Source organism: Thalassotalea mangrovi (assembly GCF_005116735.1).
In the GTDB taxonomy this organism is placed as follows: domain Bacteria; phylum Pseudomonadota; class Gammaproteobacteria; order Enterobacterales; family Alteromonadaceae; genus Thalassotalea_A; species Thalassotalea_A mangrovi.
The window spans coordinates 21422-35286 of sequence record NZ_SWDB01000009.1 but is presented as its reverse complement, the minus strand read 5'-3'; the positions used below and the strand labels follow the sequence as shown (position 1 = coordinate 35286).

Genomic DNA, 13865 nt, shown 5'->3' with positions numbered 1-13865 from the left:
CGACAGACATGACGGATAATATCGTGCAATATACGTCCATTCTGTATAAATTTTATCAATAGGTAAATAACAAAATGAATAAAAACAGGAAACTGGCTTATCTGAAACTGCAACTTGCGGTCTGGCTGTTTTCCCTATGCGCCTTGTTTGCCTATTGGGTTGATGTTGGCACTGTGCACCTGGTGTTTGGCCGTACCTTGTTTGCCGCCCTGGCAATATTTCTATTGCTTGGCTACCGTCAAAAACTGCAATGGCGCTTTTCTCCGGTCATCAAAATACGCTTATTTGTCTCTGCCCTATTACTCGTTATCCATTGGTTGGCATTTTTTTATGTAGCCCAGAACGTCAGTGTCTCAACGGCATTGATAACGTTTGCCAGTTATCCGTTATGGGTATTGCTGATTGATTGGGTCCGAGGAAACCGATGTAGTGCCTTGCTGATGTTATCTCAGTCGCTGCTGATCATAATCGGAATCGCCCTGGTCAGCGGTCATTACACGCAGCAAAATCCGGGTATCTGGATCGATGGGATTGTCATAGGCCTGGTTTCGGCATTCACCTTTGCGCTTCTGACGTTTGTGAATCAGGCTTTGTTGGCAGACATTCAACCGGTATCCTTGACCATGTGGCAAAATGCACTGGCGACCCTGTTCCTGATCCCCGGAGTGCTGTATTTACCCTTTACCGGGACCGGAGCAGACATTGCTAAGCTGATGTTGCTTGGGGTGATATTTACCGCGTTTGCCCACTCATTGTTGTTAATGGCAATGCGCAGTGTGCCGGCATTTTTGGTCAGTGTTACCGTATGCCTGGAGCCGGCATACGGAATCTTAGCGGCAGCCTTGCTGTTTGCCGAACCAATATCTATAGCGGTGGCCGCTGGTATTGTTTTGGTGCTGGTGAGTAATGTCTGGGCGGTCAGGGAACACAGCTTGAATGTTGCTGTGCCTAAACACGAATGATGGTCAGGTTAATCGCCAAAGCGGCAATATCGATGATTTCCTGTTTTAATTCCGCCGATATTAACGGATGGCGCTGCAACCAGGCATGTGGCAATGTCAGTTGCAACTCCTGATCGACCCCGGTTAATGCAAACTCTGGCATCACATCATCTTTGCGTCGTTTCGATAATATGACCGCCAGGCGCAGTATCGCCAGTAACTGACATGCCTGCCAGACCGGCGCAAAATTCTGCTGTTTAAGCAGTGTCAGGTCTAAATCGGTTTTATAGTTACCAACCAGGGCACATAACAGCAATCGTTCTGCCGGTGAAAAGCCGGCCAGATCCGCGTGCTGGAGAATATATACCGCATGTTGTTTGTTACCTTTAAACTCCAGCAATAAACCAATCTCATGCAATACACAGGCGGATTGCAGAATACTGCGATAGTGTTGCGGTAATTGCCAGGATGCGCGTAATTGCTGGCAGGCCTGGTCGGCGATATCCGCGACCCGGTATGCCTGTCGCTCATCGATACTAAATCTTGCTATAAGTGCGTTGAGGGTGCGGATGCGAATATTCTGATTACGCATATTGGGCAATAACTCGTAAAGCAGGCCTTCACGAATGGCGCCACCAGCAAGCTGCAACTCGGTTATTTCTAACTGTTCGAATAGTGCCAGTAAAATTGCCAGGCCACTGACAAACACAGGTTTTCGTTCATTTACCAGGCCAGCAATATCGAGATTGTTTAAACTGCCGGCGCTTAGTACCTGCAATTTCAATTCCTCCAGCTTTGCCCGGGTAATGATTGGCAGGGATTGCTGTGCCGTCAGCACTTCAATAATTGCCTGTAGCGTACCAGAAACCCCGAGGACACTCTCCCAACTCGCTTCCATGTATGTTTGCCGGAATGGAGCCAGTACCTGTGATGCGTGAGTTTGTGCCTGGTTAAATGCTTCGCCTGAGTATTGGTCGCCTGGGAAAAACTGCTTATTAAAGGTCACACAGCCCATTGGCAGGGATTGCATGATTTGTGGCTCAAAGCCCTGGCCGACAATCAATTCCGTACTGGCGCCGCCGATATCAATCACCAGGCGGTTGTGCTGAGAAATGGTGGTATGAGCAACACCAAGGTAAATCAGCCGGGCTTCCTCGTCGCCGCTGATAAGGCGAATCTGATGGCCTAAAATTTGCTCGGCTTTGGCCAGGAAATCCGAGGCATTTTGGGCCAGGCGCAGGGTTGCGGTGGCAACGATACGAATGTTATTGGCGGGAATATCCTGTAATCGTTCGGCAAAAAAGCTTAAACACTCCCAGCCACGAGCCATAGCCTTGGCATCGAGGTATCCTTGGGAGTCTAGGCCTGAGGCCAGGCGCACTTTGCGCTTCACTTTATCAACCACCTGAACGCTGTCAGCGACCAGGCGGGAAATCAGCATGTGGAAACTATTGGAGCCAAGATCGATGACCGCATAGAGCGGTTGGGTATGGGCTTGAGATTCTGCGGTCATCCATTGAGATCCTGAACTTATGGTTTGTTTCGCCGGTGGTGAGGACGACCAGTCGACTTACCGCCTTTGCCGCCACGCCCACCGCGCGGCTGGTGGCGACGATGCCTGGCCTTAGGTTTTGGTAAATCCGTTAGTAATGCCTCTGGATCATATTTGCTAACTGGCAGGCTGTGGTCGATGTACTCTTCGATAGCCGGCAGGTTAAATACATACTCTTCGCAGGCAAAACTGATCGCATGTCCGGTGGCTCCGGCACGACCGGTGCGGCCAATACGGTGCACGTAATCCTCGCAATCGTCAGGCAAATCGTAATTAAAAACATGGGTAACGCTAGGGATATGCAGGCCTCGGGCAGCAACATCGGTCGCAACCAGAATATCCAGTTGGCCTTGAGTGAATTGCTCGAGGATTTTCAGACGTTTTTTCTGAACCACGTCGCCAGTTAGCAGGCCGACTCGTAAGTTATCTGCATCCAAATGGGCATAAATGTTTTCGCAACTGTGTTTGGTATTGGCGAAAATTATCGCTTTATCCGGCCACTCTTCTTCAATCAGGGTCTGCAGTAACGCCATTTTATCTTCATTGGATGGATAAAATAGTTCTTCTGAGATACGGACGTTGGTTTTTTGTTCCGGCTCAACTTCGACACTGACCGGGTCATTCATGTGCTCAAACGCCAGTTCTTTTACCCGAAATGACAAGGTCGCCGAGTACAGCATATTAAGGCGTTCGGTCGCTGGCGGCATTTTTCGGAACAGATAGCGGATATCTTTTATAAATCCTAAATCAAACATGCGGTCTGCCTCATCGAGTACCACAGCTTCTATGTGACTTAGTTTATAAACGCCCTGTTTGTAATAATCTATCAGGCGGCCACAGGTGCCGATCAAAATATCAACACCATTTTCCAGGGTCTGGCGTTGACTTTCATATCCTTCACCCCCATATACAACACCAAGGCGCAGTCCAGTCGATTTAGCCATGGCAATAGCGTCGCGGTGAATCTGGATTGCCAGTTCGCGAGTCGGTGCCATCAAGATGGCACGAGGCTGGTTGTGATCAGACTTGCCCTTTTGCAGCAAGTGATGGAAGGTGGCAGCCAGGAAGGCGATGGTTTTGCCTTCACCGGTTTGCGCTTGTCCGGCAATGTCTTTGCCAGATAATAAAATAGGTAACGATTTTGCTTGAATCGTTGTGCAGTATTGAAAGCCCATCGAGTTCAGTCCGGTCACCACTTGTGGTGCCAGATCGAAGTCGGAAAACTTACTTTCGGTTAAATGTGTTTTTTTCATACACTCAAGAATAACACTATCTAACTGATCAATTAAGTAATATCTGGCGGTCGCCAAGAAAAACTGTTCCCGGGTAATGGCGACCAGCCAACACAGGGAAAATGGTCAATTGCGTATCATATAACCAGGTTTTCTAATGAAAATTGGTTAAATTCGTTACGCTATTGTTACTTGAATGGGTTAATTCTTGCATTCACGGTTCAGATAGATAAGATTATGCAACATTATTGGCAGCAGGTAGCTTGCCTTTCTAACGGAGATAAAAATGAGCGAGAAAATTGTTCAGCTTACAGATGACAGCTTTGACGCTGATGTGATAAATGCTTCTGGCCCGGTCCTGGTAGACTTCTGGGCGGAATGGTGTGGTCCTTGTAAAATGATCGCTCCTATCCTGTCAGAGATTGCTGAAGAATATGACGGCAAGGTAACGGTTGCCAAACTAAACATCGACCAAAACTCTGGTACACCACCTAAGTACGGTATCCGCGGTATTCCTACCCTGTTATTGTTCAAGGACGGTGCGGTTGCAGACACTAAAGTCGGTGCCCTATCTAAGAACCAGCTGAAAGAGTTCTTAGACGCAAACCTGTAATTGCTGATGGTTTAAAAGGTCGGGTTCCCGACCTTTTTGTACACGGATGTATTTTGTCGAGAAATAGCCTCCATGGTATCCAGACATACCGTAAATCCGTTTACATATCCTGAACAAGCCATGAATGGTGTTAGTCAGGTGTTGCTTCATTTTCCACAAAATTTTTGTGGAATTGCCAGATTGCTTTACCTAAGCGATTTTTAATGCTAACTTAAATTGCAAACATATCTTTTTTAATCCATAAACCATTTCGTTCTGACCGCTTCCCGGCGCGTTGAAACATTGTAAATATTTACTACATAACAAGACCCATCCTATGAATCTAATTGAACTCAAAGATAAACCTATTGGCGATCTGATTAAGCTTGCCGAAGAAATGAAGCTTGAACATCTTGCCCGGACTCGTAAACAAGATGTGATTTTCGCCATACTCAAAGCGCACGCAAAAAGCGGTGAAGATATTTTCGGTGGTGGTGTTTTAGAAATTTTACAAGACGGTTTTGGATTCTTACGATCGGCAGATTCCTCTTATTTGGCAGGACCGGACGATATTTATGTGTCACCAAGTCAGATTCGTCGTTTTAGCCTTCGTACCGGTGACACCATTTTTGGTAAAATCCGACCACCGAAAGATGGCGAACGTTATTTTGCCCTGTTGAAAGTTAATGAAGTCAACTTCGACAAACCTGAAAACTCCCGCAACAAAATCCTTTTCGAAAACTTAACTCCCATTCACGCTAATCATCGCCTAACCATGGAACGTGGTAACGGTTCTACCGAAGATATTACTGCGCGGGTGTTAGATTTGGCATCGCCAATCGGTAAAGGCCAGCGTGGTTTGATTGTAGCGCCACCAAAAGCGGGTAAAACCTTATTGCTGCAGAATATTGCCCAAAGTATTGCCCATAATCATCCGGAATGTGAGTTGATGGTCTTGCTTATTGATGAGCGTCCGGAAGAAGTTACCGAGATGCAACGCCTGGTTAAAGGGGAAGTGGTTGCATCAACATTTGATGAGCCTGCATCTCGTCATGTTCAGGTTGCAGAAATGGTTATCGAAAAAGCTAAACGATTAACTGAGCATAAAAAGGACGTAGTGATCCTGCTGGATTCCATTACTCGCCTGGCACGTGCCTACAATACGGTAATCCCGTCGTCCGGTAAGATTTTGACCGGTGGTGTTGATGCCAATGCCTTGCACCGTCCGAAACGATTCTTCGGTGCAGCGCGTAATATTGAGGAAGGTGGCAGCTTAACCATTATCGCCACCGCCTTGGTTGATACTGGTTCGAAAATGGATGAGGTTATCTACGAAGAATTTAAAGGTACCGGTAATATGGAATTACACCTGTCTCGTAAGATTGCCGAGAAGCGTGTATTCCCAGCGATTCACTTTAACCGCAGTGGTACTCGTCGTGAAGAGCTTCTGACTAAGCCGGATGAACTACAGAAAATGTGGATTTTACGTAAGATTGTCCATGAAATGGGCGAGATTGACGCGATGGAGTTCATGATTGATAAGCTGGCAATGACCAAGACCAATGATGAGTTCTTCGATTCGATGAAACGCAACTAACGATTTGGTCAAATCTGTTTTAAAGGGAAGCTTCGGCTTCCCTTTTTTATTGCTTATTAAGTGCAAACTCACCGGGTATAAGCGATAATTGCGACCATTGGTATGATATCGACAGAGCAAATCATTGACGGAAGTAACGGGTAAACGCCTGAATAAATTTATCAGCGAATCTGGGTTTTGTTCACGCCGCGAAGCGGATAAATTGATAGAAGAGCAGCGGGTGAAAATAAATGGCAAGCTGCCTGAGCTTGGTACTAAAGTCATGCCGGGCGATGAGGTACAGGTGGATGGTAAATCCATTGCCGCCAGTCCGGACAATAAATCCGATCGCATCTACATTGCTTATAATAAGCCAATCGGTATTACCTGTACTACCGAGCGTCAGGTTAAAGGGAATATCATTGATGCCATTGGCCATAAACAGCGGATCTTTCCTATTGGCCGATTGGATAAGCCTTCGGAAGGTTTGATTTTCCTTACCAGTGACGGTGATATCGTCAATAAAATTCTGCGCGCTGAGAACGCTCATGATAAAGAATATATTGTGACCGTCGATAAACCGCTGTCACCGCGCTTTGCCGAGCGAATGGCTCGTGGTGTGCCCATTCTCGGCACCGTGACTAAACCCTGCGACGTAACAATCCTAAGCAAGTTTGTGTTTAAAATTGTTTTGACCCAGGGACTGAATCGCCAGATCCGCCGGATGTGTGAATATTTGGGCTATGAAGTCACTAAGTTAAAACGTACCCGAATTATGTCGGTGAGCCTGGATAAGTTAAAGCCGGGACAGTGGCGTAATTTAACTCATCGAGAGATGCGAGATATTAATACCGCGGTGGCGACATCGAGCAAAACTGCGCCTGAGGGCGTAAAGTCACAAACCGCACCTCAAAGCCCTGTCACTGTTACAAAATCCGAAAACCGGCCATCAGCCCGAACAAGTGATTCATCCGCGTCGAATCGAAGACGTCATTCAGATAATCGAGATAACAAGGTTAAACCTGGTAATAAGCCACAAGCTGCTGATGCAAACCGTCGAGTGGAAAAGACTTCGAGACATCAGGATAATGCGAATTCAAGACGACCGGGCAAATCCCAATCCACTCAGGACCGTAAACCGACAACACAGAATAAGCCTGCCTCTAAGACACCCGCGCGAACTGACCGCGCTAAATCCCGAAAAGGCACACTAAGCCTTAAGAAATAGTCGTTAGTCTGACTCGGCGGTTGTAAGTGCGAGGCATTGCTCGACACTGCGCCATCTCCCATCTCCCATCTCCCACCTCTAGGCACAGATTCCGTGCAGTATCACGGAATGACAGGGTTGGCATGCCGTTGTTTGCAACAACGTGTGCCCGGAGCGAGGTTGTTTGTCGTGTGCCCTAAGTGGCGTTTTTTGCCACGCACTCGGAGCGAAGATGTTTGTCGGGTGCTCGGAGTAGCGTTATTTGCCACGTACTCGGAGTAATGCCTTGGCGATACGTTCTAGATAATCGCTTTAGCGATAATTTTCATCTACATTAAGAACAACATCTGACGATGATTTTAGGGAATAACATTATGAAATTGGGCGCATTTTCAGTTTCTCTGGCGGTAAAGGATATTCACGCATCGAAGCAGTTTTATGAAAAGCTTGGATTTCGCCAAATTGGCGGTGAACTCGAACAAAGCTGGTGTATTTTGCAAAATGGTGAGCATATTATTGGCTTGTTCCAGGGAATGTTTGAGAAAAACATGCTGACCTTTAATCCGGGTTGGGATCAGCAGGCTCAGGCGCTCGATGAATTTGCAGACGTTCGTGATATTCAGGCCCACTGCAAACAGCAGGGATTGCAACTACTGTCTGAGGTTGACCCAGATTCCAACGGACCAGGCAGTTTTATGCTCGAAGACCCGGATGGCAATCCTATCTTGATTGACCAGCATCGCTGATCACAGGACAAAATGCTTTTGGGTTTCAGGTCTTAGGTCTCAGGATTCAGTACCAGCGACTTGGCAAAGGTTAGTCGCCTGGCGCAATCTAGGCTCACATGCCAGGCATGAAATGTGCGAGTAGCGGGAAGCCGAGGCTGCTAGTGATGGCGTGCGATATGCAGTGGCATAGTGATTTTGCTTTTCCACCGTCCTCTTCCACTTTTCTCTTTCCTCTCTCTCATCGCTATTCGAAATCATTTCTTTAATAATATTCAATTTGTTATCGTAATTTCACTAACTGTTGCCATACTCATAATTAGGTTAAGGTATTAGGCCTTTTTCTCTTCAATAACGATAATCGCCCGTAAAAATGAGGTCAGTGTTGCACTTTTTGCAAAGGATGATGCGAGAAAACTTTCCCCGATTAATGATGACTGCTCGGTTTGGGTCAGGTTTCTCTGTACTTCTTATCCTTACCCTTGTTTCCGCACCTTTGCTGGCGGCGAACCTGCAGGTGCAATTGCCTGAAGAGTTGCCAAAAAAGTTTAAACGAAACATTCGCGCCCACCTTGGTGACTTGCCGGATACCGAATCGGAGCGAGAGAGTTTTGTCTTTACCGCCACCGATAAAACCAGAACCGCGCTGCAGGCGATGGGGTATTATCGCAGTGATATTGATATTCGTGTCGATAAAGAGGTGGTGGTCGACGATGAAAAAATATGGCGTTTGTTTATTGATGTGGTGCTCAATGAGCCGACCCGCTATTCACAAATTTTGATCGATATTCAGGGAGAAGCGGAACTCGATAATCAATTTATTGAACTGGTCACGGAAATTCAGACAAAGTTACTTAAATCTCAGGATATTGTCGATCACAGCGTTTATGAATCGGTAAAGTCGAAGATTTCCAATCTTGCCCTGGACCGAGGCTACTTCGAGGGTCGCTATTTGCGATCGCGCCTTGCGATTCGCGATGATTTTACCAGCGCTGACGTTGAGCTCGTTTATCAAAGTGGCCGGCGTTATTACCTGGGGGAAGTGAATTATTCAGAATTCGATCTTGAGCCTGAACTGCTTGAGGTATTAATCCCATTTGATGTTGGTGAGCCCTACACCAGCCAGAAATTATTGCAGTTTCAAAACCTGCTGCAGCAAACCCAGTATTTTGGCAATCTCCTGGTTGTCCCTGATCTGAAAAATCCGGTAAATCAGCTGATACCCATCGATGTTACCCTGGGGGAAACCAAGTCCCACTATGTTGATGTAGGTTTTGGATATGCCACCGATACCCTGTTTCGCATATCCACCAGTTGGCGCACGCCAAAAATAAACAGTAAGGGGCATAGCCAGGAAACTAAAATCGAATATTCGCAAATTAATCCAACCGGGCGGTTTACCTATCGCATTCCTCTTTCTCACCCTCTCAAAGACCTGTTGCAATTTCAGGTGACCTTTGAAGATGATGAATATGGTGGGCTGGTGGGCAAATACCTGGAAGGCCGGGTGGGTAATGTGCGTATTTATGATCATTGGAGTGCGCAGTACTACGTTCGTTTTCTGGCTGAGCGTTGGCGAATTGATCAATTCCCCGATGATGAGGTTGAGAGCGGTACCTACTTGATGCCTGGCATGATGCTATCACGGACATCCCGTAAAGGGCCGCAACTTGATCCATCCTGGGGGTTTAGCCAGTACTATATCGTTGAGGGTGGGGCTGAAGGCGCTGGATCAGATATTAGTATCGCCAGGGCGATTGCTCGCTGGCGTTTTATAACCACACCGATGCGCCGTCATCGCCTGGTGTTTAGGGGAGAATTGGGTATTTCCGACATCTTTGATGCACCGAAAACGCAACTAGCGCCATCTTTACGCTTTTTTGCTGGTGGCGACTTGAGTATTCGCGGGTTTGATTATCAGTCGCAAGGACCAACGGAGATCATCAACGAAGGAGAATTTGCGGGTGAGGAAATCGTTGTTGGTGGTAAACGCATTGCCCTGGCCAGTGCTGAGTACCAGTATTATTTCACCGAGAAAATCCGCGGCGTTGTCTTTACCGACGCCGGTAACGCGACGGACGATATCCGAATCGACCCGGTATATTCCGTCGGTCTCGGATTACATTATATCTCGCCAGTAGGCGCTATCCGCGTTGATTTTGGTTATGGTATCAGCGAAGACGATCCAAGCTGGAAGTTACACATAAATCTGGGAGCGGAGCTTTAATGATTAGGAGGTTGCTAAAGTGGGTTGTCGCACCGATTCTAATCTTGCTGCTACTTCTCTCGTTGTTAATCTTCACTCAGTGGGGCAACCGGCTATTGGTGGCTGGTGTGAATACCCTGTCATTTATCGACATTCAGTTTCGACAGGGACATCTGCTCAACCAGGCGGAGTTTGAGCAGATCCAAATCGAACTGGATGGTTTGTCGATCGTCCTTGATGAGGTGAGTTATCATTTGCATAAACGCTGTTTATTGGTCAAACGGCTTTGCCTACCCTCCTTACAGGCGGATTCAGTACGGGTTGTTATGTCGCCGACAGAGAAGGTACCCGAACCGGAGCCTGAACCGCTTCCGCCGGCGTTGATAGATATTCCAATCGACATAAGTATCGATACCATTGAGGTAAAGCATATTGCCTTTGAAAACCCCGGTGTAGCGGTTGCTATTGAAGAATTGACATCGGCAGTCGCGGTGCAGCAGAGCCAGGTTAACCTTGCCAGTACTTCGCTATCCCGTGTCGAAGTAAAAACCCTTACAGCTACTGACCAGGTGTCAGACAAAGCAACCGCCTCTGAAAGCAATGACAAGCAAGCATCAACAGCGGATTCGGAAAATGACTGGCCACTTGCGGCCCTGCCAGAGATTTTTCTTCCGGTGGAATTGCTCGTTGCCCAGGTCTCAATTGCGGACATTATGTTGTGGCTGAATACATCTTCGCAACCGCAACCAGACGTTGCTATCCAAGACTTTGTCCTGGCCCTGAACTGGTCTGGATATCAGCTTGATATTACGGAACTTGATTTGCAGGCCCGCGATTATGGCCATGCGGATTTAACCGGTAACATTGACTGGCAAACTCCCTGGGGCGTGAATCTTCAGGCTAATACTGAAATTAGCCATTTCCCCTGGTATGAGGAATTAGAAAACAGTAAGCAGACACTGCAGGTAAAAGGCAACCTGGCAGAACTTGAAGTTATTTTGCTGAATGCAGGAAATGTACCCGTCAGCCTAGATGTGCGTGGCAACCTGCTCGATAGTAAACTGCCTTTCGTTGCCAATTTGCAAAGCCAACGCATCGATTTAACCACATTGCTTGGCCAGCCCCTGATCATTAATAACAGCCAGTCGCAGGTATACGGTGATCTTCAGCAACAACAATTCAATACCGAGATTAAGTTAAATGGTTTTGGCTATCAGCAGGCTAAGGTTAACGTTACAGGCACTCATAGTGAGCAGGTTGTCGATTTAACTAAGCTTAACTTTGTCGATGCGGCAACGAAAAGTTCACTGTCAGGCCAGGTAAGCCTCGATTACAGTAGTGATTTCAGCAGCAAAGCCGATATTAATATTCCCTCGTTTCAGCTGCCCCAGATAATGGTAAACAAGCAAACCATCGATGGCAGAATTGAAGGGCAACTGCATTTATTTGCGATGCTCGACAAGGACGATTTACCGAAAAGCCTCGAGCAACCGGGAACCTGGCAGGTCTCCTCATATAACTCTCGCTTGAAGGGCCTTGTTAACGAACAACCGATTGCCCTGAATGCCAATTTTTCGATTGATAACGAATTGCGCCTTGAAGATGGCCGGTTAATGGTCAGCGTGGCCGAGTCTGAGTTAAATATCAGTGGTTACAGTGATGAAAACTGGCACTTGAAAGGGCAATGGCAGGGAGTCAGGTTGCAACGTTGGCTTGAACAGATTGAGGGACAATTAGCGGGCGATATTCAGGTCAATGGCGAGATACGTGACCCTCAAATTGAGCTGCTCGCCAGGTTGCAGGAATTTTCCATGCAAACCATACAGGTTCCCGAGGCCTTACTTACCCTCAACTATCGTCCAATCAGCAATCATCAGGCCGATATCGAAGTCAAATCCGCGGCTCTGCAGATACAGGAAAAGCAAGTGTCCGATATCAGCCTTAAGGTTAACGGTGATCTGGATAAGCAAACTCTGCAGCTCAACACCAGTGGTGATATACCAGTGCTTTTGGCGTTGGATAATCAGCTGGATCTTGAAGCACAACGTAGCCAACTTCAGGTCAATAGTGCCAGTGTTGGCTTTGAAGGCATCGATTGGCAGTTGCAGCAGGCACTGCTGGCGCAGATAGACATGCAAGACCCGAATGTCGAAATAGAGCCTCATTGCTGGCAGCATAATGACAATCAAATCTGTGTCACCCAACAGAGTCAATTAGGTAATGACGGTGATCTGTACCTGAACTGGTTTGTGGCGCTGGATGATTATGATGAATTGATGCTGGGTAAAGTGCTGGAGCTAAAATCCGCTATTAATGGTGACGCCCAGGTATCCTGGTCGGCGGGGCAGCTGGCAAAACTTTCAGTGGTTAACCATCTGCAAGGCGGGCAACTCACCCTGATTAGTGAAGATAAAACCGCTGATTTAATCCGCTGGCAGCAGGGCAAGGTCGAGGTCACAGGCAATGCCGAGCGGCTAAAGGTTGACCTGTTTGTCGATAAAGATGCTGGCAGTCGACTGTTAGCGGGCGATTTAGAGGTCGATTTACAACAGGCGTCCTACCCGATTTCCGGCAAGCTGGATATTGAACGGTTTCGCATTCAGTTACTGGAAGAGTTAGTACCCGGGATCAGCAAAGCCCGGGGCGACATCTCTTCAGCTTTGGTTATTGCGGGGACGGCTGAAAAGCCGGCGTTAACAGGCCGCCTGTCACTGCACGATGGCGAGTTTGAAACCTATCAAAGTCCAAATAGCATCGACAATATCAATATTGATGCAAATTTTACTGGCCAGCAGGCAGATATCGATGGCGGTTTCAAAATTCGCAGTTTCCCGGCAGAACTTAGCGCCACGGTTGACTGGCAACAGGGGTTAGTCGCCAATGCCCGATTGTTTGCAGAGAAAATACCGCTGTTATATCCCCCCAATCTCGATGCGGTGATCGGTACCGACATTCGCTTTGCCTTCGCTGAGCAAGAGGGGCAGATAAGCGGAGAAATTCAGGTATTAGATGGATTGATGACACTGGAAGACCTGCCGGAGGGAAGTATTGATGTCAGTGACGATGCGGTTATTGTCGATGCCTCTGGTGAAGAGGTTGAGCAAAAAAGTCGGTTTGCCATCGCCACCGATGTTGATTTACTGATTAACCCGGAGTTTCGTCTCAAGGGTCAGGGGTTTACCGGAAACCTTGGTGGTAAACTGAAGATTCGCCAAAAAGCGCATCAGCCGTTGCAATTATTTGGCTTACTGAAAATATTAAATGGTGAATACAAGGCATACGGTCAGGATCTGAAGGTAGATAGTGGCGAAATATCCTTTGCTGGTTCGCCGTCTAATCCAAACATCAATGTAAAAGCGATTAGGGAAATTAAAGATGAAAATGTGGTGGTTGGGCTGTCGATAGTCGGGCCAACGGAAGCGTTAAACCTGAGCTTTTTTTCTAACCCTGGCATGGCACAGCCGGAAATTATGTCGTACCTGATCCGCGGTCGTGGCCTGGATGCCAACTCCGGTGGAGGCAGTGCGGTCGGTGTAGCATTGGCTAACGCCCTGACCAAAACCACGCCGATTCAAAATGTGGTACAGAATTTACCCTTGTTGAGTGATGTCACCATTGATGCAGAGGTCGAGGATGACGTTACCCAGGCCACGATTAGTGGTTATCTGGGAGAACGAATCTTCTTAAAATATGGTATTGGCGTTTACGAGCCTATTAATGAACTTACGGTTCGCTTTTACCTGATGTCGAGATTATGGCTGGAGACCGTTTCCGGGCTGGAAAACTCCGCCGATATTTATTATTCCTTTGAGATTGATTAACCAATAAACCGGA

At 47.3% G+C, this 13865-nt stretch carries 9 protein-coding genes; 7 read left to right on the top strand and 2 right to left on the bottom strand.

The genetic code is table 11. The features are described from left to right. Positions 1–74: 74 nt before the first annotated feature. Positions 75–962 carry a DMT family transporter gene (locus tag E8M12_RS04300; RefSeq protein ID WP_136734856.1) on the top strand — a complete coding sequence of 296 codons (888 nt, stop codon included), beginning with the start codon at positions 75–77 and terminating at the stop codon, positions 960–962. Here E8M12_RS04300 and ppx read toward each other — a convergent pair. Further along, the gene (ppx, locus tag E8M12_RS04295; protein ID WP_136734855.1) at positions 949–2454 is read right to left on the bottom strand and encodes an exopolyphosphatase; all 1506 of its coding nucleotides are present in this window, start codon (positions 2452–2454) and stop codon (positions 949–951) included. The genes E8M12_RS04300 and ppx overlap by 14 nt on opposite strands. Before the next feature lie 17 nt (positions 2455–2471). Beyond that, the gene (rhlB, locus tag E8M12_RS04290; protein WP_136734854.1) at positions 2472–3746 is read right to left on the bottom strand and encodes an ATP-dependent RNA helicase RhlB; all 1275 of its coding nucleotides are present in this window, start codon (positions 3744–3746) and stop codon (positions 2472–2474) included. A 265-nt stretch (positions 3747–4011) separates the two neighbouring features. Between rhlB and trxA the strand changes: the two genes are divergently transcribed. The 6 genes from trxA to E8M12_RS04260 all read left to right on the top strand — a co-directional run bounded on the left by trxA (position 4012) and on the right by E8M12_RS04260 (position 13852). Continuing rightward, positions 4012–4338: a thioredoxin TrxA gene (trxA, locus tag E8M12_RS04285; protein WP_136734853.1), complete on the top strand. Its 327-nt coding sequence runs from the start codon at positions 4012–4014 to the stop codon at positions 4336–4338. A 316-nt stretch (positions 4339–4654) separates the two neighbouring features. After that, on the top strand, positions 4655–5914 hold the full coding sequence (gene rho, locus E8M12_RS04280) for a transcription termination factor Rho (RefSeq protein ID WP_136734852.1): 1260 nt from the start codon (positions 4655–4657) through the stop codon (positions 5912–5914). Between the two features lie 124 nt (positions 5915–6038). After that, a complete protein-coding gene (gene rluF, locus E8M12_RS04275) occupies positions 6039–7121 on the top strand; it encodes a 23S rRNA pseudouridine(2604) synthase RluF (protein ID WP_136734851.1) in 1083 nt (360 codons plus the stop codon). Positions 7122–7474: 353 nt separating this feature from the next. Then, on the top strand, positions 7475–7846 hold the full coding sequence (locus E8M12_RS04270) for a VOC family protein (RefSeq protein WP_136734850.1): 372 nt from the start codon (positions 7475–7477) through the stop codon (positions 7844–7846). 409 nt (positions 7847–8255) lie between these two features. Beyond that, positions 8256–10052: an autotransporter assembly complex protein TamA gene (locus E8M12_RS04265; protein ID WP_169303033.1), complete on the top strand. Its 1797-nt coding sequence runs from the start codon at positions 8256–8258 to the stop codon at positions 10050–10052. Continuing rightward, positions 10052–13852: a translocation/assembly module TamB domain-containing protein gene (locus E8M12_RS04260; protein ID WP_136734848.1), complete on the top strand. Its 3801-nt coding sequence runs from the start codon at positions 10052–10054 to the stop codon at positions 13850–13852. The genes E8M12_RS04265 and E8M12_RS04260 overlap by 1 nt, the downstream gene beginning before the upstream one ends. The last annotated feature ends 13 nt before the right edge of the window (positions 13853–13865 follow it).

What these genes read in the sequence shown, in the direction of transcription:
- E8M12_RS04300 (WP_136734856.1), top strand. Translation starts at nt 75, where the DNA reads ATGAATAAAAACAGGAAACTGGCTTATCTGAAACTGCAACTTGCGGTC.
- ppx (WP_136734855.1), bottom strand. Translation starts at nt 2,454, where the DNA reads ATGACCGCAGAATCTCAAGCCCATACCCAACCGCTCTATGCGGTCATC.
- rhlB (WP_136734854.1), bottom strand. Translation starts at nt 3,746, where the DNA reads ATGAAAAAAACACATTTAACCGAAAGTAAGTTTTCCGACTTCGATCTG.
- trxA (WP_136734853.1), top strand. Translation starts at nt 4,012, where the DNA reads ATGAGCGAGAAAATTGTTCAGCTTACAGATGACAGCTTTGACGCTGAT.
- rho (WP_136734852.1), top strand. Translation starts at nt 4,655, where the DNA reads ATGAATCTAATTGAACTCAAAGATAAACCTATTGGCGATCTGATTAAG.
- E8M12_RS04270 (WP_136734850.1), top strand. Translation starts at nt 7,475, where the DNA reads ATGAAATTGGGCGCATTTTCAGTTTCTCTGGCGGTAAAGGATATTCAC.
- E8M12_RS04265 (WP_169303033.1), top strand. Translation starts at nt 8,256, where the DNA reads ATGATGACTGCTCGGTTTGGGTCAGGTTTCTCTGTACTTCTTATCCTT.
- E8M12_RS04260 (WP_136734848.1), top strand. Translation starts at nt 10,052, where the DNA reads ATGATTAGGAGGTTGCTAAAGTGGGTTGTCGCACCGATTCTAATCTTG.